Genomic DNA, 23,682 nt, shown 5'->3' on the forward strand with positions numbered 1-23,682 from the left:
GCGGCGGTCCCGCGTCATGCCTTGGCTTCGGGCGACGTCATCCCCCGGGCATATTCGGACGCCTGTCGGATACCCCCAAGCGGGAAGATATGAGCCGACTCCACCAGGGTATCAGGCGTCCGGGCGCGATATTCGGCGATCTGGGCAAGGACGTCGCTCGGCTCGAACGGTTTGACCAGCTTGGTCACGTCCTTGGCGCGCTTTTGCAGGACGGCATAGGATGGACCAACCCCGCAGGCGACCGCAAATTTCAGCAAGGTCTGCAACTTGGCGGGGCCCGCCACGCCCACATGGACGGGTAGACGGATCCCCGCCTTGCGCAGGCGCTGCTCCCACTCGATGACCGGCTTTGCGTCGAAGACGAATTGCGTAACCATCGCCATCTTCGCATCCGTGCGGTCGGCGAAATCTTGTTTCCATCGCACGGCATCATCGACGATCCGATTGCTGTCATCGGTGTCGATTTCGCGATTGCCTTCGGGATGGCCGGCCACATGCAGCCGGTCGAAGCCGTACTTGTCGAACAGCCCCGTTTCCAGAAGCGACATCGAGCTGTCGAAATCGCCTGTAACCTTCCGCGCGCCGCCGGCCAGAACAAGCGCCTGCCGCGCGCCGCCCTCTTCGGCGTAGCGCCGCACCCACGTGTCGAGCGTTGCCCGGCTGTCGATCCAGCGCGCAGGGACGTGGGGCATGGCATTGAAGCCGTCCTCCGTCAGGCGCCGGGTCGTGGCGACCATGTCGTCGATGGGCGTCCCCTCGATATGCGCGACATAGACCCGCGTGCCCTTGGGCAGAAGACCGGCGAAGTCGTCGATCTTGGCCAGGGTCTTCGGCATCACCTCGATCGAAAAGCCCGACAGGAATGCCGCCAGTTCCTTGCTTTCGGCCGCTGGAGAGCTGCGGAAGAAGTTCAGGATCTTCATGCGTCCGGTCTCCTCTGTTGCGGGCGGGGACGTCCCCGTCAGTCGAACATGGTGTTGGGAAGGATCAGCGATATCTGCGGAAGCGCGATCAGGATCGCGAGCGTCACCACCATCGCCAGCCAGAACGGCAGCACGCCACGGAAGATCTGGCCCAACTCGACATTCGGTGCCACGGATTTCACGATGAAGACGTTGATCCCGACGGGTGGAGAGATCAGCCCCATCTCGAGCGTCAGAACCACGAGAACGCCAAACCAGATCGGGTCGATGCCCAGGTCCAGGATCACCGGGAAGAAGATTGGCAGGGTCAGGACCAGCATGGCGAACCCTTCCAGGAAGCAGCCAAGCACCAAGTAAATGACGAGGATCGCTGCCAGCGTTCCGATTGCGCCCAAGTCCAGCGACGTCAGCAGGTTGCCAACGGCAGTGGGGATGTGGCTGAGCGCCAGAAACGGGTTGATCAGGTGTGCCGCGATTAGGATCAGCATTACGGTCGCCGTCGTCGCGATGCTTTCGCGGGCCGCAGTCCACAGGCGTATCGGCCCCAGACGACGGGTGACGAAGCCAAACAGGATGACCAGCGCGGCCCCGACGCCTGCCGCCTCGACCGGCGAAAAGAAGCCGCCATAGATGCCGCCAATGGTCAGGACGATCACGGCGAAGATGGGGAAGGCGCCGCCCAGCGCGCGCAGTTTCTCGGCCCGCGTGGTGGACGGCCCCGCCGGACCCATCGCAGGGCGCAGCCAGCATATGATCGCGATGGTGCTGATGAACGCCGCCAGAAGCAGAATGCCCGGCAATACGCCCGCCAAAAACAGGCGGCCGATGGATTGTTCGGTCAGGATGGCGTAGATCACGAAGCCTGTCGAGGGCGGTATCAGGATACCCAGCGTTCCGCCCGCGGCGACGACGCCGGTCGACAGCTTGGGGTCATAGTCGAACCGGTCCATCTGCGCGAGCGACACCTTGCCCATCGTCAGAGCCGATGCGACCGACGACCCCGACAGCGCCGCGAACCCGCCGCATCCGATGACCGTGGCAGAGGCCAGGCCGCCGCGCACCTGCCCGATCACGGCATAGGCGGCGTCATAGAGCTGTCGGCTCATTCCCGTGACGGTCGCGACATTGCCCATCAGGATGAAAAGCGGAATGATCACCAGTTCGGGGTTCGAGGCCAGCGTGAACGTCTCGGACGCCAGAAGGCCCAGCGCGGCATTCCAGCCGTTCAGGGCGATGATCCCGATGAAGCCCACGAGGAACATCGCGAACGCGACCGGGATCCGGAAAATCAGAAGGACAAGCAGGACGACGATCCCCGCCGTCCCAAGGGTGGCACCGCTCATTCCAGGACCTGCTGCTGTCGTTCACGGGTGACGTCGCGCCCCGAAATTGCAAGCTCGACCGCGCGGACCAGCATCCCGAAGGCCGTGATCAGCGCGAAAGCACACAAGGCCCACTGGAACCACGCCTTGGGCAGATCGAGGAGATTTGTCGAAAGGTTCAGCAGCAGACTGAGCTTCGCACTCTCTGCAACGGCGTATGCGATGAAGACGAAGATCACGGCCCCCAGAAGGGCGGAGCCGACGTTGATCCACCGGTTCATCGCAGCCGGAAAGCGCGACTCGAAGACATCCACGGAGATATGGCCACCGATCCGGTCACAGATCGCCATCCCCCCGAAGACCACGATGACGAATGTCATGGTTGACAGATCCTGACTGCCATATAGGGGCGTGCCGAAAGCCCGCCCGGTCACGTCCACGCCGATCACCACGACCTCGAACAGAACGCCGAGCGCACCCACAAAGGCGGACAGGCCAATCAGCCCGTCCGCGATTTTGCGCAGGATCTCCGGCACTTAGCTGCCCTGGTCCGCCTGCATCGCGTCCAGCACGGCCTGCCCGCCGACCTCGTCGACATAGGCTTGCGTCACTTCGGCCACGGCGTCCGAGAACGCCTGAGCTTCCTCTTCGCTCAGGTCGACGATCGTGTTGTCGCCGCTGTCCCGCGCGGCCTGCATGGCGCTGTCCGCGGTCGCGTTCCATGCATCCTCGGCGGATTGCGACAGCGGCACTCCGGCCACCTCGTCGATCGCCGCCTTCTGATCGTCCGGCAGCGCGTCATAGGTCGACTGCGTCATCACGGTGTAGAAGACCAGCCGGCCGAGGTTCGCGCCAAGGGTATAGCTGTTGGCCACCTCGTCGAGTTTGAAGTCCGACAGGGTCGAGGCACCGGTGATCACGCCGTCGATCAGGCCGGTCTGCATGGCGTTGTAAACCTGGTTGATCGGCATCTGCACCGGCGTCGCACCCAGCGCTTCGGCCACCTCGGCCGAGGTCGAACCCGCGACGCGCACCTTCAGACCGTCCAAGTCCTCAGGCGAGCGGATCTCGTGGTCCTTCATGATGAAGATGTTGGGCTCGGACGTCCAAAGCGCCAGTGGCTTCGTCCGCGGGAACTCCTCCTCCAGCTCGCCATAAGCGTTCCAGAGGGCCTCGTAGCCGGGCTGTTCCAGCTCCAGGGCGGTCGGAAGCTCAGCAATCATGGTCTTGGGGAATTGCGACGAGGTATATCCGGGCAGACCCCAGGCCATGTCGGCAACACCCTGAACGACGCGAACATATTGCTCGGCCGGGCCTGCGCCCAGCTCGCCGCCGTGATAGCCGCGGACCGTCAGCTCGCCATCCGTCGCGGCCGAAAGGTCCTCGTTCAGCTTCTCGATCACGCTGGCGTTGATCGTATGGAACGGTGGGGTGAAGTTCGCGAACTTCATCTCGGCCGCCGCGACCGGCAGTGCCAAGGCTCCCGCAAGGGCCGATGCGGCCAGGATGCGTGTCAGGGTCATGTCGTTTCCTCCCAGAAGACGTTGAATGTGCGGTCCGGCCGAGCTTCTGACGTCCCGGCCGGGGGTTCACTTTGCGTCAGGCCGTCGTCTTGCGCCAGCCGCCGCCGTAGTTCTCACGCGCTTCGCGGCTGTAGGGCGTGGGCGAGACGCGCACGCGGATTTCGGCCTGCTTGTGCTTCTCGCCCGAGGTTTTCTGCGTCTCCTCGGGCTCGCCCCAGCGCATCGTCAGCACGTCTCCGACTTCAACGCTTTGATCGACAACGCCGAGCGACAGCACGCAACGCTCGTTATAGCTGTAGCCATTGAACATCGACATGCCGACCATCTTGTCGTCCTGCATCACCATGTCGGCCGAGGACGAGGCATAGTTCGGCTGCGGGAAGTCGATCCACTTGTAGGGCGTGCCGTCCTCGAACCCCGAGGCGATGACCTTGAGGACGTCTTCCTTGTTCCACTCGAAGGTGACCTTCTTGCGGTTCGAAGACGCGCCCTTCATCTTTTCAAGCGCCGCCTTGCCGACGAAATCGTCCTTCTTCCACCCGATGTAGAAGCCGTAGCCCAATTCGAACGGGTTCACGTAGTAGTCGTCGATATTCTCGGAGACGAAGCTGCCGCCGATGGTGCCGTTCGCCTCGTAGCTGTCGGCGCCCAGCCAGTCGCGATACTCGGCCAGCATGCCGTCACCGGTATAGATCCCCGGCAGTGGCGACGGGATCCATCCCGATTCCAGCGTGTTTGTGGAATAGGCCCGGCTGCCGACTTGGTGGATGTCGATCTTCAGATCGCGCGCGGCCTGCAGGATCGTCGACTCGATATAGTGCTTGTCCGCGTAGGGGCCCCAGATCTCCAGCCCTGGCGCACCGGCCATGCCGTGACGCAGGGCCTGCACCCGGCGCGATCCGACATTGATGCGATCCACGTGGAAGAACGGGACCTCCGGGATCGGGCCACCGTTGATCTTCTCGAAGATCTTGGGCGCATCAGGCCCCTGGATCTGATAACGGTAGTGGGTGCGCAGTACCCGCTCGCCATCGGGACGAGAGGGGGAGCGGGGGTCGTGGTGCAGGCGGACCTTCCACTTGCCGATCGCGGCCTGGAACTTCGTCCAGTTGGCGGTGGGGGCGCGACCGACCAGGATGAACTTGTCGTCCCGCTCGCGGAAAATGATCATGTCGCCGACGACGTGACCGTTGGGCGTCACCGGCACGAAGTGCTTGGCACGGTTGGTGTCGAAATTTGCGAAGCCGTTGATGCCGACATGCGCCAGGAACGCCTCGGCGTCGGGGCCTTCGACGATCAGCTCGTCCATGTGATGGGACTGGTCGAACAGGACCGCGCTGTCGCGCCAGGCCCGCTGCTCGTCGCGCCAGTTCGTGAATTCGGGCGCCACCACAGGATATACATAGATGCCCATCCGGCTGTTGCGCAGCATTTGCACCGGGTTGGGGTGTTGGCTCATCACATCGCTGAGGCTTGCCATATTCGTCTCCTCCGTTTTCATTCAGTGGGTCATTCGGTGACCAGCGCAAGACCGGGCACGCGGTCAGCCAGGTTCGGTCGCTGTGTCGTGATGTATTCGAGGTTCATCCGCGCCAGCCGCGCATGCTCGCGCGCCAGCGCTTCGGCGCGCGTGCCTTCCCGCGCCAGGATCGCTTCGAAGATGCAGCGGTGCTGATGCTGGGCCCGGGTCAGGCTGGTACGAAAGTCGGGGATCAGTTCCTGGCCTTGCATGAACGCACCGGGGGATGCCGCGGGAAGCCGCGAGGCACGGGCCACTTCCCGGGCGACGATCTCGGACCCCGAAAGCTCGGGCAGAAGCCTGTGGAAGTCGTCATTCAGGCGAACATAGCTTTCGAAGTCGAAGCGCGCCGGGTCGACGGCCGTATCCAGGCCTGCAAGGATGTCGCCCATCTGCGCGGACCGCTCGGCAGAGATCCCGCGCTCGGCCGCAAGGCGCGCCGCCGTCCCTTCCAGAACGCCGCGGATCTCGATCGCGTCGAGGATGTCGGCCATAGTGAACCGTGCCACCCGGCATCCGCCCGTCTCGATCCGCTCCAGAAGCCCTTCGTCCACCAGGCGATCCATGGCCTGGCGAAGGGGGGTGCGCGACAGTTGCAAGCGTTCGGCCATCGCGGTTTCGGTCAGGCGCGTGCCGGCAGGGATCGAGCCGTCGACCACCAGGGACCGAAGCTCGATCAACGCACGGGCGAATTGCGCCTGACGGGTATGCCGCGACATGAACCTTGAACTCCTCCCGAGTCGGTCAAAGCGTATCTGTATACAGAATCAAGTCAATCACTTCATTATCGGGGGGACATTTGGCTTGCATTCGCATCAGCGCCAGAATTTTGTATACAGGGCACGGCAGTCCGAAGGGTGCGGCGGCGTTTCGCGCAAGGGGCGTTTTCAGGCTATGACTGGGGCACGCTACGCCGGGCCGGCCAAGGACAAGTGAACGTAGCTTCTGGGAGGGACATCGTGACCAAGGCCGTCAGAACGCAAGTCTGTATCATCGGCGCGGGGCCCAGCGGGCTGTTGCTGTCGCAGCTTCTGGCGAATGCCGGGATCGACACGGTCGTGCTAGATCGCAGGGATCAGGCCTATATCGAAAGCCGGATCCGGGCCGGCGTGCTGGAGCCGGGCACGGTCACGGCCCTGGAAGAGGCCGGCGTGGCCGACAGGTGTCATGCCGAGGGGCTGAAACACGACGGGTTCAACCTGGCGTTCGACGGGGACCGCCACCGGATCGACCTTGTCGGGCTGACAGGTCAATCCGTCACGGTCTACGGCCAGACCGAGGTGACCAAGGACCTGTTCGCCCGGCGCAACGCGAAAGGGCAGGCCTTCTATTTCAACGTCGACGATGCGCGCCCTGACGACCTCTTATCCGACCGCCCCACGGTCCGCTTCACCCATGATGGGGGCGAGTTCGAGATTTCCTGTGACTACATCGCCGGATGCGACGGTTTTCACGGTGTCTCCCGGACCTGCATTCCGCAGACGATCCTGAAGACGTTCGAACGGACCTACCCCTTCGGCTGGCTGGGGATCATGGTCGAGAAACCGCCCGTCGCGGATGAACTGGTCTATGCCAATCACGAGCGTGGCTTCGCCCTGGCCTCGCAACGTTCCGAAAGCCGAAGCCGATACTACCTGCAATGCGACCCCGGTGATCGCGTCGAGGATTGGAGCGATGGGCGCTTCTGGGACGAGCTTGCCCTGCGGTTGGGCCCGGGCATCGCGGCCAACCTGCAAACCGGACCATCGTTCGAAAAGAGTATCGCGCCGCTGAGGTCATTCGTCGCCGAACCGATGCGCCACGGAAATCTGTTCCTGGCGGGCGACGCCGCGCATATCGTCCCGCCCACGGGCGCCAAGGGCCTGAACCTTGCCGTGGCCGATATTCGACTGCTGTCGCGCGCCTTGATCGCATTTTACCGCGACGGAACCGATCGAGAGCTTGCCACCTATTCCGCCAGGGCTTTGGCACGAGTGTGGAAGGTCGAACGATTCTCGTGGCAACTCTCAATGCTTTTGCACCAGTTCCCCGACCACTCCCCATTCGAGCAACGGATGCAGCGGGCAGAGTTCGAATACATCGCCGGGTCCGAGACCGCGTCACGGTCCATTGCCGAGAATTACGTGGGTCTTCCGCTGGAGTGACCCTGCCCCGCTGAATCGGCGGGCCGGGCTACTGCGCCGTATACTGTTTCAACGCGGCTTCGGTGCCTTGCGACCAGATCATGTCCAGCCACCGGTCGAACGCGTCGGCGAACCGGGACGCATTGGCCAGATCGCCGTACCATCTGCGCTGCTCCAGCCATGCGCGCGGACGGGACTTGGCTTCGATTGCCGCGCGCTGAAGGTCATCCCAGTGCGGATCGTTCGGGGCAATCTCGCTCCCATCCTCCCGCGTTCCTTCGCACATCCGCGCCCAGAGCGCCTCGACCAGGGCCAAGCCTTCGACCGGCGCGTCGGCTTTCAGCGCGTCGCGCACCACCGGCAGGATGAAGCCGGTATGCCGGGACGATCCGTCGAAGGCCACGCGACGGGTCGTGTCGCGGATCTCGGGGTTAGCGAACCGCGTTCCGATCAGCTCGATATAGGCGGCCGGCGTCATGTCCGGCACCGGCTGGACATGGGGCGCGATTTCCTCGATCTCGACTTTGCGGAACAGGGCGTGGATCAGAGGGTGTTCCATGCAGCCGGCGATGGTCTCGACCCCGAGGATCTCTCCGGGGTTGGCGATGACTTGGTGCCCGCCGTTCAGCAACCTGATCTTCATCGCCTCGTAGGCATGAACGTCGTCGGTGAAGGTGGCGCCGACCGCGTCATAGTCTGGGCGCCCCGCGCAGAAGCGATCCTCGATCACCCATTGACGGAAATTCTCGTGGGTGACGGGAACAGCGTCGGCAATCCCGAACTCGCGGACGAGGGAAAGCTCAGCCGGGCCGGTGGCGGGGACGATGCAATCGACCATGGAGTTGGGGAACGTGCAGGACTGGTCGATCCAGTCCGCCAGATCCGGGTCGGACAATTTGGCGAGGCCCACGACCGTCTGGCGCAGGATCTCTCCGTTGTTCTGAAGATTGTCGCAGGTCTGGCAGGTGAAGGGCCCCTGCCCTGCCTCCCGGCGGCGGCGCAACGCCTCGACCATTGCGCCGAACGCCGTTTTCGGCATGTCGGGGGTCGCGGCATCGTGTCGAATATCGGGATGATCCGCGTCGAACGAGCCGTCCGCGGTCTGGAAGTATCCACCTTCGGTCACGGTCAGGGACACGATCCGGATCTCGGGCGCAGCCATGCGGGCGATCAAGTCCGCGTTCCCCGCGGTAACGGGCGCGAAGTCGATCATGGGGCCGATGACTTCGGCAGATTTGCCGGACGGATCCAGTTCGATCAGCGTCGTCAGACCGTCCTGATCCAGCATCTTCTGCCGCGCGGTGGCATCTGCGGGGCGTACGCCTGCCCCGACGATGGCCCAGTCAAGGGCCCGCCCCCGGTTCATCAGACGGTGCAGATACCATTGCTGGTGCGCCCGGTGAAAATTGCCCAGGCCGATATGTACGATCCCGGGGGTCAGTGTCGCGCGGTCGTAGGACGGGGTTCGCGCACCATCCGGGAGGTCCTTCAAGGTGGCATTCGACAAGGGGATGGTCATTCGGAAACCTCAAATAGTGGCCCGGGGAAAACGCTATCGCAGAGGGGGGGGGAGGATCGCCGCGGGTTACGCGATCCGCAAACCGTCGGATCCGAAGCGGTGCAGCTTGTCCATCTGAGGCGCGAGGCGGATCGTGTCGCCGGCCCGATGCTCGACCTCACCGGGGGCGCGGACGGTAATGGTCTCGGCCAGTCCGGTGTCGTGGACGTGGAAGAACGTATCGGACCCAAGGTGTTCGGACACGCCGACCGTCCCCTGCCATGGCCCATCGCCGACCGAGATATGCTCGGGCCGGATGCCGATGGTTTGGGCCTCGTGATTGCCCGCCTCGTCCCCGTCGATCAGATTCATGGTGGGCGAGCCGATGAAACCGGCGACGAAAAGGTTGCGGGGCGTGCGGTAAAGCTCAAGCGGGCTGCCGACCTGTTCGATATGGCCCTTGCGCAGAACCACGATCTTGTCGGCCATGGTCATCGCTTCGACCTGGTCGTGGGTGACGTAGATCATCGTCGTCGCGAGCCGTTCGTGCAGTTCGGATATCTCCAGCCGCATGCCCACGCGCAGGGCCGCGTCGAGGTTCGACAGAGGCTCGTCGAAAAGGAAGGCGGCGGGTTCGCGGACGATGGCACGCCCGATCGCAACACGCTGGCGCTGGCCACCCGAAAGCTGGCCCGGCCGGCGGTCGAGGTAGTCGGTCAGGTTCAGTACCTCGGCGGCGTGGTCGACTCGGCGCTTCTTCTCCTCCTCGCTCATCCCTGCCATCTTCAGCGGGAAGGTAATGTTCTTTCGCACGGTCATGTGCGGATAGAGCGCGTAGCTCTGGAACACCATGGCAAGGCCGCGCTTGGCGGGCGGCAGGTCGGTGGCGGGCTTGCCGTCAATGCGGATCTCTCCGCCCGACACGTCTTCAAGACCCGCGATCAGGCGCAAAAGGGTGGACTTGCCGCAGCCCGAGGGGCCGACGAAAACGACGAACTCACCGTCTTCGATGGTCAGATCCAGGGGCGGGATAACTTCCACGTCGCCGAACTTTTTCTGCACCTGGTCAAGCGTGATGCGTCCCATGGGAAGTCTCCTTATTTCACGGCGCCGAAGGTCAGGCCGCGGACGAGCTGTTTCTGGGAGAACCAGCCCATGATGAGGATCGGGGCGATGGCCATGGTCGAGGCCGCCGAGAGTTTCGCGTAAAACAGCCCTTCGGGCGAGGAATAGCTGGCGATGAAGGCCGTCAGGGGCGCCGCGTTGGCGGCCGTGAGGTTCAGCGTCCAGAACGCCTCGTTCCAGGCGAGGATGATGTTGAGCAGCAGCGTCGAGGCGATGCCCGGCACGGCCATGGGCAGTAGGACATAGATGACCTCGGACCGTAGCGTGGCGCCGTCCATGCGGGCAGCTTCCAGGATGTCGTTCGGGATCTCGCGGAAATAGGTGTAGAGCATCCAGACGATAATCGGCAGGTTGATCAGCGTCAGCACGATGATCAGGCCGATCCGCGTGTCCAGCAGCCCCCAGTCGCGGAAGATCAGGTAAAGCGGCACCAGCACGCCGACGGGGGGCAGCATCTTGGTCGACAGCATCCACATCAGGACGTTCTTGGTCTGTCGCCCCGGCACGAAGGCCATGGCCCAGGCGGCGGGGATCGCGATGATCAGGCCGATCACGGTAGAGCCGACCGAGATCACGACCGAATTCATGAAGTGCCGGAAGTAGTTGGACCGCTCCTGCACCGTTGCGTAGTTATCAAGCGTCCAGTCGAAGAACAGGAAGACGGGCGGGTCGGCGATGGCCGTCCCTTCGGTCTTGAAGCTGGTCAAGATGGTCCACAGGATCGGGAAGAAGATCAGGATCGCGATGGTCCAGGCGATGGCGGTGTTGATCGCCTTGGTCTTGGTGGTGACGGCACGGGCCATGGGTCGGTCTCCTTACGCGTCGAGGTTCTTGCCGATCATCCGCATCAGGAAGATCGCAACGATGTTGGCGAGGATGATGGCGATGACGCCGCCCGCGCTGCCGGTGCCCACGTCGAAGCGCAGCAGGCTTTCGGCATAGACGAGATAGGTCAGGTTGGTGGACGCGGTGCCGGGGCCGCCATTGGTGGTCACGAGGATCTCGGCGAAGATCGACAGAAGAAAGATCGTCTGGATCAGGATAACCACGGTGATCGCGCGCGACAGATGCGGCAGCTTGATGTGGTAAAAGCGGCTCCAGGCAGAGGCGCCGTCCATCTCGGCCGCTTCAAGCTGCTCGCTATCGAGGGACTGCATTGCCGTCAGCAGGATCAACGTCGCGAAGGGCAGCCATTGCCACGAGACGATCCCGATGATCGAGGCCAGCGGCGCCTGGGTCAGGAAGTCGAAAGGCTGCATCCCCAGGACGTCCGCGATGTAGGCGAAAAGCCCGTTCACCGGATTCATGAACATGTTCTTCCACACCAGCGCCGAGACGGTGGGCATCACGAAGAAGGGCGAGATCACCATGATCCGCACGATCCCCGTGCCCCACATCGGCTGATCCAGCAGCACCGCAAGGCCAATGCCGCCCACGACGGTGATCAGAAGGATGCCGCCCACCAGCAGAAGCGTGTTGACGATGGCCGCCTGGAAGGCGGGGTCGGTGACGAAATAGGCGTAGTTCTCGAACCCGACGAAGGGATTGTTCCCCGGCATCAATAGGTTGTAGCGCAGAAATGAGAAGTAGAGGGTCATGCCCAGCGGGATCAACATCCACGCGAGCAACAGGACTACCGACGGTGCGATCATGATCCGCGCAGCTGCGCGGGAATGCTGGGTCGCCATAAGCCCCCCTCCCCTATGTCCGCCTGAATAAGCTGCGCAAAGCCACGCGCCCGACCCCAATGGCCGGTGGTCAGGGCCGCGCCATAAGACGCGGCCCCGGTCCGATGCGATCAGTTCTCGCCGTATCCGGCGCGGTCGATCTCGCGCTGGGTGATCTGCTGGGCAGATTGAAGCGCCTGTTCGGCGTCCATCTGCCCAGCCAGCGCGGCCGAGAACGATTGGCCCACGGCGGTGCCGATGCCCTGGAACTCAGGGATGGCGACGTATTGCGCGCCGGTATAGGGGATTTCACCCTCGGCCGGGGCGCTGGTGTCCACCGCGTTCATCGAGTCCAGCGTCATCTGCGCGAACGGCGCCGCGTCCAGATACTCCTGGTTTTCGTACAGCGACGTGCGGGTGCCCGGAGGCGCGGCGCGCCAGCCTTCTTCCTCGGCCACGAGCTGGGTGTATTCCTGGCTGGTTGCCCAGGCCACGAATTCCTGCGCGGCTTCGCTGGCGTCGGTGCCGGCGGGCACGGCAAGCGTCCAAATCCACAGCCAGTTGCCGCGGTTGTCCACGCCTTCCTTGTTGGGGAACTGCGCGAAGCCCACGCTGTCGGCGACTTGGCTATCCTCGGGGTCGGTCACGAAGGATGCGGCGACGGTGGCGTCGATCCACATGCCGCACTTGCCCTGCTGGAACAGCGACAAGTTCTCGTTGAACCCGTTGGCGGCGGCACCCGGGGGGCCGTAGTTGGTCATCAGGTCGAGGTAGTCGGTCAGCACCTCGTTCCATTCCGGGCTGTCGAACTGGGCCTGCCAGTCCATGTCGAACCAGCGGGCGCCATAGCTGTTGGCCATGGCGCCGATCAGGGCCATGTTCTCGCCCCAGCCGGGCTTGCCGCGCAGACAGATGCCGTAGACGCCGTTCTCTTCGTCAGTCATCGCTTCGGCGGCGGTGCGGATCTCGGCCCAGGTGGGCTGATCGGGTATGGTGACGCCCGCTTCCTCGGCCAGATCGGTGCGGTACATGACCATGGCGGATTCGCCGTAGAACGGCGCGGCGTAGAGCTGTCCATCCTGGCTCAGCGCACCGCGGACGGCCGGAAGAAGGTCGTCCGCGTTGTAGCTTTCGGGCAGGTTATCGAGCGGCGTCAGCCACCCCTGCTCGGCCCAGATCGGGACCTCGTAGACGCCGATGGTCATCACGTCGAACTGACCGCCGCTGGTCGCAATGTCCTGGGTGACGCGCTGACGCAGCACGTTCTCTTCCAGGGTGACCCATTCAAGTTCGATGTCGGGATGCTGTTCGGTGAAATTGTCGGTCAGGCCCTGCATCCGGATCATGTCGCCGTTGTTCACGGTTGCGATGGTCAGGGTCGTGGTGTCCTGGGCGATGGCGGCAGTCGCGAGGCCAGCGGCAAGGCCGAAGCCCACGGCCGACCCCATCAGGGTGCGCTTAGTCGTCATGGTATCCTCCCATAGGTGCGATTTACGCACGTAAAAGTAATGCGGAAATCTGCATTGGTCGTCAATAATAATCTCCGAAATTCGTTTCTGCAAAGCGGCATAAGTAGCCGATCAGGCCGATTCCCGCACTTTTAGTACGCCGTCAAACAGAGTAACGAGTTGATCGTCCGGCTTATTTTCCGCGCGTATCTTTTTGACCAACCGCGCGACCGCAGCACGACCGATGGCTTCGACGTCCTGTGCGACGGTGGTCAGAGCGGGAATCGTATGGGGGCATAGGGGGTAATCGTCATGCCCGGCAATGCGGAGACCGCCCCGGCGGGCCCTGCCCGGGTCGAGCCCGTGGGTCGCCGCGGCCTGAAGCGCCCCGATCGCCACGCGATCGTTCACGCACAGGATCGAGCGGTCGGCAAATTGACCGCGCGAAAAGAAATGGTCGAGGATGGCGAACCCATGAGGTTCGAAATGCCAATCGGGCCGGACCGCCTCCGTCCCGACGATCAAGGGGTCATGGCCAAGCTCTTCCATCTTCGCGACATAGGCGACCTCACGCTCGACCGCGTTGAAGTTGACCCGCGGCATCGCAAGGAACACCGGCGGATCACCGACCCGGCACAGGTACTCGACAATATTGCCCGTACTTTGCGTATGATCCGTGCCGACGAAATCGACGCCCGGCATGGTCGAGGGACGACTGTCGAACAGAACGAAGGGCAGCCGGGCATTCAGCCTCTCGTGAATCTCGAAATCGCTCTGGTTGCCCAGGGGCGCGACCAGCGCGCCATCGACGCTCATGGACATGAACGTCTCGGCGGCGCGCGCCTCGATCGCCGGATCGGAATGGGAACACTGGGTGATGACGGTGAAGCCCGCTTCCATCGCCGCGATCTCGATGCTCTCCAGCAGGCGCGTGAAGAACAGGTCATTGAGATAGGGGATGATCACGCCAATCATCCCGGTAGATTTCCGGTTCATGCGCGTTGCGAAGAAATTCGGCACATACTCGACCCGGTCCAGCCCCTCGCGGATCCGCGCCACCGTCGAACTGCGCACGCTGCTTGGGTCCTGGAAATACCGGGACAACGTCGGCCGCGAGACGCCGATGGCTGACGACAGCTCTTCCATCGTCGCGATCTTCGGCTTCGGACCTCTCGGTTTACCGGCGCCATTTTCCGTATCGTCCATCAGGCCCTCCGTGAACTTTCGGTCAAATATATGACGCAGAACTTTTACATGGGGAAGATTTTGCTGGCGGCATTTCGAAAGAGCTGCCCCGCGGGAAGCCGGGCCACTCCCCCGGCCGGAATGGCCGCCGGCCTAAGCTCTTCTGGGATCTCCTTGTGCCCGCCAGCCCTGCGACAAGGCGTATTCCCGTTTACGGTTGCGCCATGGCGATGGTCACGACATGTTTTGAGCCACGAATAAAAACATTCTTCCGGGAGGAGATGAAAATGACGACACCGATCAGACTGACCGTTTTTGCCGCTGCGGCGAGCGCATTGGCCCTTGGGTCCGCCCAAGCGCAGGGCGAGGCCGACCGCAGCGAATGGCCCGAAAGCTTCACCGTCGGCACCGCCAGCCAGGGTGGCACGTATTTCGCATATGGCTCAGGGTGGGCGAACCTCGTCGCCGAGGAGCTTGGCCTCTCGGGCGGTGCCGAAGTAACCGGCGGCCCGATGCAAAACATGGCGCTGGTCCACACGGGCGACGCGGCATTCGGCATGACGACCATGGGCCCGGCCGCCGAATCGATCGCCGGTGAGAACCCGATCGCCCCCGGCCTCGAGATGACGAACGCCTGCGCGATATTCCCGATGTACCAGACGCCCTTCTCCGTGACGGCGTTGTCCTCCTCGGGGATCGAGAGCGTTTCGGACATTCCCGACGGCGCCCGGATCGGCTTCGGCCCGGCGGGATCGACGTCGGACACCTACTTCCCGCGCATGATGGACACGCTTGGCGTCGAATACGAGCGTCGCAACGGCGGTTGGTCCGACCTGGGCGGACAGCTTCAGGACGGGTTGCTGGACGTCATCGCGTTCGCGGCCGGCGTACCGGTCCCTGCGGTTAGCCAGCTTGAGGTTCAGACCGACGTTAACATCATCGAATTCACGGAAGAGGAACAGCAGCAGCTGATCGACGCCTTCCCCGTGTCCCAGTTCGAGATTGCCGCCGACACCTATTCCACGCTGGAAGAGGCGGCGCGGTCGGTTTCAATGTGGAACTTCGCGATCGCCGATTGCAGTCTGCCCGACAGCTTCGTCAACGCCGTGGTGGACGTCGTCATGTCCGACAACGACCGGATGGTGAATATCCACCGCGCCGCCGAGTCCACGCTCCCCGAAAACTGGGATCGCAACCAGGTCATGATGTGGCACCCCGGTGCGGCCGCCTGGTTCGAGGAAAATGCCGGCGCTGACATTCCCGACGACATGATCCACGGGGGCTGAGCCCCGGATCACGCGGATCGGTTCGGGCCGCGTCCCCTTGGGGCGCGGCCCTTTCGAGTAAGCTGAAGCTGCGCGCAGGCGTGGCTTGACCGAGGATGGTCAGGGGGAAACCGGCATGACAGACACCAAGCGACCCGAGGATGACATCGCCATCGCCGATGGTGTCGACGACGAAGCGATCGAAAGCAATCGACGCATCTTCGAAGGCTGGCGCTTTTATACGATCAGCGGGTTCGCCGCGATCTATGCGGCGTTCCACATGGCCGCGCTGAACGGTCTGTCGATCGAAGGGATGACCGGGATCGAGCTGCCCTTTCTTCCAACCTTCCCGATGGAGACGTGGAACTTCCGGATCGTCCACGTCGCAGGGTCCTTGATGCTGGGCTTCCTGCTGTTCGCCTCCTTCCAGTTCGACGACGACAAGGACGAGGTGACGGAGACACCCCTTCTGGGATATCTCAGCCTTGTGCTGATGGTCCCTGCGCTGGTGTCCTTGGGCGCGGCCATCTATTTCGCCGTCCAGATTTCCGGCGGAGTCAGCTGGAACGGAATGGACCCCGGCATCCGGTTCAACGAGATCTGGCTTTATGGCGTCCCGCTGATGATCGCGACCGTCGGCGGCATCGTGCTTGGCTGGATGCATCGTCGCCATCGCGGCGGCTTTGCGGCCCCCGATTTCGTTCTGGGTGTCTGCTCGGTTGCTGTGGCGACGTACCTTGTCACGATCTACGGCACTCTCATGCGGAATTCGACCGGGACGCCATTCGCCCCCATCGGCATCTCAATCGCCGCCGTTGCCGGCACGCTTCTGATCATGGAACTGACGCGCCGGGTCACGGGCCTTGCGCTGATCATCATCGCCGGGATATTCCTGCTTTACGTGTTCACCGGGCAATACCTGCCGGGGTTTTTGAACTCGCCCGCCATCTCGTGGGAGCGGTTCTTCAGCCAAGTCTATACCGACGCCGGCATTCTAGGCCCGACGACCGCCGTTTCATCGACTTACATCATCCTGTTTATCATCTTTGCCGCGTTTCTTCAGGCGTCCAAGGTTGGGGACTACTTCGTGAACTTCGCCTTCGCGGCAGCTGGACGGTCACGCGGCGGGCCAGCCAAGGTCGCGATCTTCGCGAGCGGTTTGATGGGCATGATCAACGGGACCTCTGCGGGCAACGTGGTCGCTACCGGGTCGCTGACGATCCCCCTGATGAAGAAGGTCGGGTACAAGCGGAATACTTCCGGCGCGGTCGAGGCAGCGGCGTCTACGGGCGGGCAGATCATGCCCCCGATCATGGGCGCCGGCGCGTTCATCATGGCCGAAATTACCGGGATTCCCTATACCGACATCGCTGTCGCCGCCATCATTCCAGCCGCGCTGTACTTCATCTCGGTGTACTTCATGGTCGATTTCGAGGCGGCCAAGCTGGGGATGCGGGGCATGAGCTCGGACGAGCTGCCCAAGCTGAAGGCGCTTGCCAAGCGGGTGTTCCTGTTCCTGCCCATCGTAATCCTGATCTATGCCCTGTTCGCGGGGTATTCCGTGATCCGCGCCGGCACCCTTGCGACGATATCCGCTGCCGTCGTCAGCTGGCTTACGCCTTACCGCATGGGGCCGCGATCGACCTGGAAAGCGTTCGAGATTGCAGGCATCATGTCCATCCAGATCATCGCGGTCTGTGCGTGCGCGGGGATCATTGTCGGCGTCATCTCTCTGACGGGTGTCGGTGCGAGATTCTCGAACGTGCTTCTGGGTCTTGCGGGGGTCAGCCAGCTTCTGGCGCTGTTCTTCGCCATGTGCATCGCGATCCTTTTGGGGATGGGCATGCCTACGACCGCAGCCTACGCGGTTGCCGCGTCGGTCGTCGCACCGGGTCTCGTGAACCTGGGCATCCCCACCCTGACGGCGCATTTCTTCGTCTTCTACTTTGCGGTCCTGTCGGCCATCACTCCACCAGTTGCATTGGCCTCCTACGCCGCTGCAGGGATTTCTGGGGCGAACCCGATGGAGACCTCGGTGACGTCCTTCAAGATCGGGATCGCCGCGTTCATCGTGCCGTTCATGTTCTTCTACAACGGCGCACTCCTCATGGAGGGTACGTGGTTCGAGGTGGCCCGAGCCGGCCTGACGGCGATTGTCGGCGTGTTCTTCCTATCGTCCGGTGTTCAGGGTTGGTTCCTGGGCAGCCGATCCGCATGGTTCATCCGCGTAGCCTGCGTGGTGGCAGCGCTCTTCATGATCGAAGGCGGACTTCTGACAGACCTGCTAGGTCTCGGCATCGCGGCGGCCGGCTTCCTGATCCAAAAAATCGCCCGCCCCGATCCCGATACGCCACTTGTCGTGAAGGGAGCCGATTGAGCTCCATGTGATTGCCAGAGTTCTGTCGAACTCTCTGACGAGAAAGAAGAATATGCCCATTTGTTCGCCCTGCTTGCCCGCGCACGTCGTTCGTTCGGGCAAAGGTGTCCCGTGCCGGAAGGGCCTGCGCGTCCAGATCGCAACGACATTTTCCGATCTCTGCAAGCTTCAGGGGCGAGCCGGGTCAGGTGGCCGGGGACGCCTAAATCCCGCGAAGCGGATCTGAACTGCCCCAACCGGGCAGAGCAGAAACGGCCCCTGGCTTTCGTTTACTCAATATTTCGAATCCCGTTCTATCCCCGTTCCGAAGCCCATTCGAACGAGAGCGCGATCATGAGACGTCTATCTTTTCTTCACTCGATAAAATCCAAGGTACTTGCTCTCGTTATCGGAGCCAGTGTCGGGACCGCGGCCATTCTGCTCGTCCAGCAGGTCTACACGGAGGCCAAGGTCAGCACGGCACAGGAGCTGGAGCGAAGCTTGGAAACAGCTGCCGCGCTCGTGGACCTCAGCGTGCCCGACATCACCGTGGATTGGGCCGCGAACGGGGGCCTACAAAGCATTACGTGGGCCGGGAAACCCTCGTTCGAAGACCACTCTCTCATCGACCTCGTCGGCGAAGTTACCGGGGAAACCGCGACCATTTTTGTTTTCGATGAAACGCAGGGCGAGTTCGTCAGGCGTACGACGAACATCATCAAGCCAGATGGAGAACGCGCCGTCGGCACAGTCCTCGGCGTCGGCGGGGCCGTGCATCCGGTAGTTTCAGCGGGTACGACATTCCGTGGCCAAGCTGAAATCCTGGGCAAAGATTACTATACGGTTTACTATCCGATCCGGAACGCAGCGGGCAATGTGGACGGCATCCTCTACGTCGGGGTCACAAAAAGCGACCTCGTTTCGAACTGGATGTCGTTCGCGCTCCGGTCTGCCCTGTTCGCGCTGGTCCCCATCCTGCTTTCGCTGGGCGCGGCCGTTCTGTTCGTGCGTTATCTGGGACGGTCACTTGAAAAGGCGGTCGACGTCGTTCGCAGTGTCTCACGGGGCAATCTAAATGCTGATGCGATAAGCCGCAGTCGGGACGAAATCGGCATGCTGCTTTCGGCAATGCGCATAATGATTGAAGATCTCAAAGGCATGAGCCACGCGGCAGAAGGTATCGCGAAAGGCGACCTCGACGTCGAAGTCGTGCCACGATCCCAGGAGGACAGACTTGGCATCGCGCTTCGCGACATGGTGGTTCGCCTCCGCAGCGTCATTTCGAAGGCTTCTTCCAGCGCAGCCTATGTAGCCGACAGCGCCTCGGACATGAACCAGACGGCAACCCAGCTGTCGGCCGGCTCAAACCAGCAGGCCTCAGCGGTGCAGGAAGCGTCGGCGTCGGTCGAAGAGATGACTGCGAACATTCGCCAGAATGCCGACAATGCCAGCCAGACCGAAAAGATCGCCAACCATTCCTCAGAAGAAGCCAAGCGCTCCGGCGAAGTCGTGGGCAACGCGGTTCAGGCCATGAAAACGATCGCGGAACGGATCAACATCATTCAGGAGATTGCACGGCAAACCGATCTTCTAGCTCTCAATGCCGCAGTAGAAGCCGCGCGTGCCGGTACACACGGCAAGGGCTTTGCAGTCGTAGCCTCAGAGGTCCGCAAACTGGCCGAACGCAGCCAACAGGCTGCGGCCGAGATCAGAACGCTATCCGCAGAAACCCTGGATCTGTCAGGTGAGGCTGGCCGTATGCTGGATTCCCTGGTGCCGAACATTCAACGCACCGCGGATCTTGTATCCGAGATTTCCGCCTCTACGCGTGAGCAGAACATCGGGGCTGAACAGATCAATCAGGCCATCCGCGAACTTGATACTGTCATCCAACAAAACGCTGCAGCTGCAGAACAGTCCGCAAGTACCAGCCAAGAACTAGCGTCACATTCCTCGGAACTAACGGGGGTCATTTCCTACTTCCGAATGAACGCCGAAACCCGACCGAACGATGTTCCGGCTTCACCAACGTCCTACATCGAACGGACCGACGAGGGAGCAATGGTCGAAGCAGTCGCCGCGGATGCCGCTGCGGATTTTTCCCAACCCAATAGTTTGCGCGAAGCGAGTTGACGGGCACTATTGCCTGAACCGCCTGAAGGCCGGACATCCACGTTCCGCGAAGTGATCCGCAACGGGGATGCAGAAGCCGGTACACCGGTTGAGGATAACGATACGGACTTGGTGTTCGGCGGCTTGTTTGTCAAAGTCACGGACCATGTGCTTCTGATCGAGCAGCATCGTGCAGGACATCCACTGGTCGGCGGGGCATTGCTGAGCAATGCCCCTAGGGGCTTGGGGAGTGTCCTGAACTTTGTGTATCCGGCCCGGTCCATGCGGTTTGGGATACTCAAGCGTCGAAGCGCTCGCCGAACATTATGGCGAATTGATTGCGGGCCGCAAACCATTCCCTGACATTTCGACCGTCCTTCTCGAAGTTGCGGATCGCGAGATAGATCAGCTTGGTCGCGGCCTCGTCGGCGGGGAAGGAACCCCGCGCCTTGATCGATTTTCGGATCACGCGGTTCAGGCTCTCGATGGCATTCGTCGTGTAGATGATCTTGCGGATCGCCGGGTCGAATCCGAAAAACGGGATCACTTCCTGCCAGGCCCTGCGCCAGGCCGGGGCTATGGACGCGTATTTCCCGGCCCACTTTTCCTCGAAGGCATCGAGCTCGGCCTCGGCGAGATCGGCGGTCGGGGCGCTGTAAATCCGTCGCAGATCGGCGGCCACGACCTTGCGGTCCTTCCAGGAACAGAAATTCAAGGAATGGCGCACCAGATGCACGATGCAGGTCTGAACCATGGCGTCCGGGAAGGCCGCAGTGATGGCCTCGGGGAAGCCCTTGAGCCCGTCGACGACCGCAATCAGGATGTCCTGCGTGCCCCGGTTCTTCAGCTCGTTCATCACCGAGAGCCAGAACTTGGCGCCCTCGTTCTCGGCGATCCACAGGCCCAGAACCTCACGCTGGCCGTCTCGGGTGACGCCGAGGGCGACATAAACGGCCTTGTTCTTCACCGTCCGGCTGTCGGCATCGCGGATCTTCACCCGCAGAGCGTCGAAGATCACGATCGGATACATCCTCTCCAGCGCCCGGCTCTGCCATTCCCGGACCTCGTCCAGAACGGCGTCGGTGACGCGGCTGATCAGGTCGGGCGAGACCTTCAGGCCACAGAGATCCAGCAGATGGGCCTGGATGTCCCGGACCGTCAGCCCGGCCGCGTAGAGGCCGACGATCTTGTCATCCATCCCGTCGATCCGGGTCTGGCCCTTCTTCACCAGCTCCGGCTCGAAGCTGCTGTCGCGGTCGCGGGGCACAGCCAGCGGCAGTTCGCCGTCCTGCCCCTTCAGCACCTTGGTCGACGTGCCATTCCGGCGGTTGCTCTGACCCGGAGGCGCTTCCTTGCCATCCTCATAGCCAAGGTGCGCCGTCAGCTCGGCGCCCAGCATTCGCTCCATGAGCCTAATCTTCAGCTCTTTCATCAGCCCGGTGTCGCCGAGCAAGTCCTCAGGGCGCTCTACGCCCTTCAGCAGTTCGTCCAGAAGTTCCTTGGAAATCGTCATGCATGCTCCCTTTGGCGAGCTTGCTCCCATACGGCCGTTTTCGAGACATTGGCATGCACGCGCACCGCCATGGCCATCTGGTCGCCCACCCGTAGAACCGGATTGAGGGTCATCATCGGATCCAGAAAGACCATGGCCAGTTTGCGACCGAGCATCCGGCGTTGGGCCTCGGGTGACATGCGGCGCATATCCTCGCCTTCGACCAGCACGGAACCGGCGGAAATTTTTGTCCGGCGGGTCGATCAGACCCATCACGGAAAAGCCCGTGACGCTCTTGCCTGATCCACTTTCCCCGACGAGGCCGAGGATACGCCCCGGACCGACCGAAAAGCTCACGTCGTTCACTGCGGTGACGTGGCCCGTTCGGGTCACGAAGCGGGTGGTCAGATACTGGACGTCCAGCGCGGCGGTCATGGCGCATGCCTCGGATCGAGGACCGTGCGCACCTGGTCCCCGACCAGATTAATGGCGACGACCGTGATCATCAGGAAGATCCCGGGGTAGATCGACAGCCGATAGCGGTCGGTATGGATGTACTTGAACCCGTTCGAGATCAGTGACCCAAGCGACGGTTCGGTCAGCGGCAGGCCCACGCCCAGAAAGGACAAAGTCGCCTCGAGCGCGATCGCGCTGGCCACCTGCACGGTGGCGACGACGATCAGGGGCGGCATGCCGTTGGGCAGAAGATGGCGGAAGAGCACGCGTGAGGTAGGCAGCGGGGTGGACCGCGCCGCCTCGATATAATCCTTGCTGCGCTCCACGGTCGCCGCGCCATGGGTCGTCCGGGCGAAATAAGCGTATTGCGCCACGACGAGGGCGGCAATGATCTGCCCGACCCCCTGCCCCAGCACCGCCACCATCACCAACGCCAACAGGATCGCCGGCATCGAGAGTTGCAGAGCCACGATGCGCATCAGCAAGCTTTCCAGCCGGCCCCGGAAATAGGCGGCTGTCAGTCCGACCGCGACCCCGATGGTCAGGGCCAACGCGCCCGCCGTCAGCCCGATGACGAAACTGGCCCTCGGGCCCTAAAAAATTGCCGACAGCATGTCCCGGCCCGCATTGTCCGTCCCCAGAATATGGACATAACCGCCCGAACCTTCGGTTCTTGGCCGCAGGAACGCATCAAGCCAATCAAGGGCCGCCATGTCGTACGGATCCTGCGGCGCGACGAGCGGCGCGCCGAACGACAGAAGCAGCAGGCAGACGATGACCACCAGCGACAGGACGGCCACGGGCGACTGGCGGTAGTCCCCCAGAAGTTCCGCAGACGCTCGGCCCGGATCTCACGCGACGCGGCGGACGGGATGGCAAGCGTCTCTCCTGTCGTGGTCGCGGTGTCGCGGGGCGTGGCGGCGTCCGTCATGCGCTGCCTCCCCTTAGGCGAACACGGGGGTCAAGACGCGCATAGACCAGATCCACGGTCAGGTTGATCAACACGAACAGGATCACGACCAGCACGAGGTACGACACCATTACCGGACGATCGAGTTGAAGAATTAAGTCGATGATCAGCTTGCCCACCCTCGGCCAGTTGAACAGGCTTTCGGTCACGACCGCGAAAGCCAGAGTCGATCCAAGCTCCAGCCCGAAGACGGTCACGATGGGGATCGAGATATTGCGCAGGATATGGCGGAACACGATTTGACGATCCGGCAGCCCTTGTGCCCGGGCGAACTTGACGTAGTCGGTGGACATTGCCTCGACCATTCCAGCGCGGGCCAGGCGGATCAGGAGGACCATCTTGAACAGCGACAGGTTGACCGCCGGCATGATCACGAGGCTTCAGCCCGCGCCAGTCGCCAGCGAGGTCTGGAACCACAGGACGGTTCCCAGATCGCCGCGCCCCCGGAGGGCAGCCAGCCGAACTGGACCGCGAAAGTCATGATGAGGAGCATCCCGATCCAGAAGGTCGGCACCGAGAATCCAAGGACAGACAAGGCCATGATCGCCCGCGCCCCGGCTGTTCCGGGCCGGTATCCGGAATAGAGGCCGGAGGGAATGCCGATGAGCGTTGCGATGCAGACCGAGACGAATACCAGTTCCAGCGTCGCCGGAAGGCGTGAAAAGACAAGGTCCGTAATGGGAATATTATAGACCATC

Annotated in this window: 22 protein-coding genes; 4 read left to right on the plus strand and 18 right to left on the minus strand. The window is 62.6% G+C overall.

Annotated elements, in window-relative coordinates:
• Positions 1-14 precede the first annotated feature (14 nt).
• From PAA8504_RS11635 to PAA8504_RS11660, 6 genes are all read right to left on the minus strand, one after another.
• A complete protein-coding gene (locus PAA8504_RS11635; protein WP_108894349.1) occupies positions 15-923 on the minus strand; it encodes a methylenetetrahydrofolate reductase in 909 nt (302 codons plus the stop codon).
• A 38-nt stretch (positions 924-961) separates the two neighbouring features.
• Positions 962-2,266 (minus strand): TRAP transporter large permease, encoded by a 1,305-nt coding sequence (locus PAA8504_RS11640; protein ID WP_108894350.1) that lies wholly within the window; start codon positions 2,264-2,266, stop codon positions 962-964.
• Positions 2,263-2,781, minus strand: a complete 519-nt coding sequence (locus tag PAA8504_RS11645) for a TRAP transporter small permease (protein ID WP_108894351.1) — start codon at positions 2,779-2,781, stop codon at positions 2,263-2,265. The genes PAA8504_RS11640 and PAA8504_RS11645 overlap by 4 nt, the downstream gene beginning before the upstream one ends.
• Positions 2,782-3,768 carry a TRAP transporter substrate-binding protein gene (locus tag PAA8504_RS11650; RefSeq protein ID WP_108894352.1) on the minus strand — a complete coding sequence of 329 codons (987 nt, stop codon included), beginning with the start codon at positions 3,766-3,768 and terminating at the stop codon, positions 2,782-2,784.
• A 76-nt stretch (positions 3,769-3,844) separates the two neighbouring features.
• The gene (gene ligM, locus PAA8504_RS11655; RefSeq protein ID WP_108894420.1) at positions 3,845-5,248 is read right to left on the minus strand and encodes a vanillate/3-O-methylgallate O-demethylase; all 1,404 of its coding nucleotides are present in this window, start codon (positions 5,246-5,248) and stop codon (positions 3,845-3,847) included.
• Between the two features lie 29 nt (positions 5,249-5,277).
• Entirely contained in the window at positions 5,278-6,006 is a 729-nt protein-coding gene (locus tag PAA8504_RS11660; protein ID WP_108894353.1) for a GntR family transcriptional regulator, read from the minus strand.
• A gap of 240 nt (positions 6,007-6,246) precedes the next feature.
• Here PAA8504_RS11660 and pobA point away from each other — a divergent pair, with 240 nt between their 5' ends.
• Entirely contained in the window at positions 6,247-7,431 is a 1,185-nt protein-coding gene (pobA, locus tag PAA8504_RS11665) for a 4-hydroxybenzoate 3-monooxygenase (protein ID WP_108894354.1), read from the plus strand.
• A 28-nt stretch (positions 7,432-7,459) separates the two neighbouring features.
• Here pobA and PAA8504_RS11670 read toward each other — a convergent pair whose 3' ends face one another.
• The 6 genes from PAA8504_RS11670 to PAA8504_RS11695 all read right to left on the minus strand — a co-directional run bounded on the left by PAA8504_RS11670 (position 7,460) and on the right by PAA8504_RS11695 (position 14,354).
• A complete protein-coding gene (locus PAA8504_RS11670; protein WP_108894355.1) occupies positions 7,460-8,929 on the minus strand; it encodes a mannitol dehydrogenase family protein in 1,470 nt (489 codons plus the stop codon).
• A gap of 66 nt (positions 8,930-8,995) precedes the next feature.
• The gene (locus PAA8504_RS11675; protein WP_108894356.1) at positions 8,996-9,994 is read right to left on the minus strand and encodes an ABC transporter ATP-binding protein; all 999 of its coding nucleotides are present in this window, start codon (positions 9,992-9,994) and stop codon (positions 8,996-8,998) included.
• An 11-nt stretch (positions 9,995-10,005) separates the two neighbouring features.
• The gene (locus tag PAA8504_RS11680) at positions 10,006-10,836 is read right to left on the minus strand and encodes a carbohydrate ABC transporter permease (protein ID WP_108894357.1); all 831 of its coding nucleotides are present in this window, start codon (positions 10,834-10,836) and stop codon (positions 10,006-10,008) included.
• 12 nt (positions 10,837-10,848) lie between these two features.
• The gene (locus PAA8504_RS11685) at positions 10,849-11,721 is read right to left on the minus strand and encodes a carbohydrate ABC transporter permease (RefSeq protein WP_108894358.1); all 873 of its coding nucleotides are present in this window, start codon (positions 11,719-11,721) and stop codon (positions 10,849-10,851) included.
• Between the two features lie 110 nt (positions 11,722-11,831).
• On the minus strand, positions 11,832-13,169 hold the full coding sequence (locus PAA8504_RS11690) for an ABC transporter substrate-binding protein (protein WP_108894359.1): 1,338 nt from the start codon (positions 13,167-13,169) through the stop codon (positions 11,832-11,834).
• Between the two features lie 111 nt (positions 13,170-13,280).
• Positions 13,281-14,354 (minus strand): LacI family DNA-binding transcriptional regulator, encoded by a 1,074-nt coding sequence (locus PAA8504_RS11695; RefSeq protein WP_245897595.1) that lies wholly within the window; start codon positions 14,352-14,354, stop codon positions 13,281-13,283.
• Between the two features lie 266 nt (positions 14,355-14,620).
• On the opposite strand from PAA8504_RS11695, the gene PAA8504_RS11700 reads away from it, so the two are divergent.
• The 3 genes from PAA8504_RS11700 (at position 14,621) to PAA8504_RS11710 (ending at position 20,087) form a co-directional block, all read left to right on the plus strand.
• On the plus strand, positions 14,621-15,619 hold the full coding sequence (locus PAA8504_RS11700) for a TAXI family TRAP transporter solute-binding subunit (RefSeq protein ID WP_370739688.1): 999 nt from the start codon (positions 14,621-14,623) through the stop codon (positions 15,617-15,619).
• 115 nt (positions 15,620-15,734) lie between these two features.
• The gene (locus PAA8504_RS11705) at positions 15,735-17,975 is read left to right on the plus strand and encodes a TRAP transporter permease (protein WP_108894422.1); all 2,241 of its coding nucleotides are present in this window, start codon (positions 15,735-15,737) and stop codon (positions 17,973-17,975) included.
• Positions 17,976-18,308: 333 nt separating this feature from the next.
• Positions 18,309-20,087, plus strand: coding sequence for a methyl-accepting chemotaxis protein (locus PAA8504_RS11710; RefSeq protein WP_108894361.1), 1,779 nt, complete (start codon positions 18,309-18,311; stop codon positions 20,085-20,087).
• A gap of 277 nt (positions 20,088-20,364) precedes the next feature.
• Here the strand turns inward: PAA8504_RS11710 and PAA8504_RS11715 are convergent, their stop codons facing one another.
• The 6 genes from PAA8504_RS11715 to PAA8504_RS22480 all read right to left on the minus strand — a co-directional run bounded on the left by PAA8504_RS11715 (position 20,365) and on the right by PAA8504_RS22480 (position 23,681).
• On the minus strand, positions 20,365-21,579 hold the full coding sequence (locus PAA8504_RS11715) for an IS256 family transposase (protein WP_108894362.1): 1,215 nt from the start codon (positions 21,577-21,579) through the stop codon (positions 20,365-20,367).
• A complete protein-coding gene (locus PAA8504_RS22460) occupies positions 21,576-21,758 on the minus strand; it encodes a hypothetical protein (RefSeq protein ID WP_245897596.1) in 183 nt (60 codons plus the stop codon). The genes PAA8504_RS11715 and PAA8504_RS22460 overlap by 4 nt, the downstream gene beginning before the upstream one ends.
• A gap of 231 nt (positions 21,759-21,989) precedes the next feature.
• Positions 21,990-22,565, minus strand: coding sequence for an ABC transporter permease (locus PAA8504_RS22465; protein WP_245897597.1), 576 nt, complete (start codon positions 22,563-22,565; stop codon positions 21,990-21,992).
• A gap of 42 nt (positions 22,566-22,607) precedes the next feature.
• Entirely contained in the window at positions 22,608-22,814 is a 207-nt protein-coding gene (locus tag PAA8504_RS22470) for a hypothetical protein (RefSeq protein WP_245897598.1), read from the minus strand.
• Between the two features lie 127 nt (positions 22,815-22,941).
• A complete protein-coding gene (locus PAA8504_RS22475) occupies positions 22,942-23,352 on the minus strand; it encodes an ABC transporter permease (protein WP_245897599.1) in 411 nt (136 codons plus the stop codon).
• 2 nt (positions 23,353-23,354) lie between these two features.
• Positions 23,355-23,681 (minus strand): ABC transporter permease subunit, encoded by a 327-nt coding sequence (locus PAA8504_RS22480; RefSeq protein WP_245897600.1) that lies wholly within the window; start codon positions 23,679-23,681, stop codon positions 23,355-23,357.
• Position 23,682 lies beyond the last annotated feature (1 nt).

The organism is Palleronia abyssalis (assembly GCF_900302445.1).
Lineage (GTDB): Bacteria > Pseudomonadota > Alphaproteobacteria > Rhodobacterales > Rhodobacteraceae > Palleronia > Palleronia abyssalis.

Excerpts from the sequence above, each read along its gene's own strand:
- PAA8504_RS11705 (WP_108894422.1), top strand. The coding sequence starts at position 15,735 with ATGACAGACACCAAGCGACCCGAGGATGACATCGCCATCGCCGATGGT.
- PAA8504_RS11660 (WP_108894353.1), bottom strand. The coding sequence starts at position 6,006 with ATGTCGCGGCATACCCGTCAGGCGCAATTCGCCCGTGCGTTGATCGAG.
- PAA8504_RS11685 (WP_108894358.1), bottom strand. The coding sequence starts at position 11,721 with ATGGCGACCCAGCATTCCCGCGCAGCTGCGCGGATCATGATCGCACCG.
- PAA8504_RS11700 (WP_370739688.1), top strand. The coding sequence starts at position 14,621 with ATGACGACACCGATCAGACTGACCGTTTTTGCCGCTGCGGCGAGCGCA.
- PAA8504_RS11695 (WP_245897595.1), bottom strand. The coding sequence starts at position 14,354 with ATGGACGATACGGAAAATGGCGCCGGTAAACCGAGAGGTCCGAAGCCG.
- PAA8504_RS11675 (WP_108894356.1), bottom strand. The coding sequence starts at position 9,994 with ATGGGACGCATCACGCTTGACCAGGTGCAGAAAAAGTTCGGCGACGTG.
- PAA8504_RS11650 (WP_108894352.1), bottom strand. The coding sequence starts at position 3,768 with ATGACCCTGACACGCATCCTGGCCGCATCGGCCCTTGCGGGAGCCTTG.
- PAA8504_RS11670 (WP_108894355.1), bottom strand. The coding sequence starts at position 8,929 with ATGACCATCCCCTTGTCGAATGCCACCTTGAAGGACCTCCCGGATGGT.
- PAA8504_RS22480 (WP_245897600.1), bottom strand. The coding sequence starts at position 23,681 with ATGGTCTATAATATTCCCATTACGGACCTTGTCTTTTCACGCCTTCCG.
- PAA8504_RS11635 (WP_108894349.1), bottom strand. The coding sequence starts at position 923 with ATGAAGATCCTGAACTTCTTCCGCAGCTCTCCAGCGGCCGAAAGCAAG.
- PAA8504_RS11690 (WP_108894359.1), bottom strand. The coding sequence starts at position 13,169 with ATGACGACTAAGCGCACCCTGATGGGGTCGGCCGTGGGCTTCGGCCTT.
- PAA8504_RS11680 (WP_108894357.1), bottom strand. The coding sequence starts at position 10,836 with ATGGCCCGTGCCGTCACCACCAAGACCAAGGCGATCAACACCGCCATC.
- PAA8504_RS11715 (WP_108894362.1), bottom strand. The coding sequence starts at position 21,579 with ATGACGATTTCCAAGGAACTTCTGGACGAACTGCTGAAGGGCGTAGAG.
- ligM (WP_108894420.1), bottom strand. The coding sequence starts at position 5,248 with ATGGCAAGCCTCAGCGATGTGATGAGCCAACACCCCAACCCGGTGCAA.
- PAA8504_RS11710 (WP_108894361.1), top strand. The coding sequence starts at position 18,309 with ATGAGACGTCTATCTTTTCTTCACTCGATAAAATCCAAGGTACTTGCT.
- PAA8504_RS22460 (WP_245897596.1), bottom strand. The coding sequence starts at position 21,758 with ATGTCACCCGAGGCCCAACGCCGGATGCTCGGTCGCAAACTGGCCATG.
- PAA8504_RS11640 (WP_108894350.1), bottom strand. The coding sequence starts at position 2,266 with ATGAGCGGTGCCACCCTTGGGACGGCGGGGATCGTCGTCCTGCTTGTC.
- PAA8504_RS22475 (WP_245897599.1), bottom strand. The coding sequence starts at position 23,352 with ATGCCGGCGGTCAACCTGTCGCTGTTCAAGATGGTCCTCCTGATCCGC.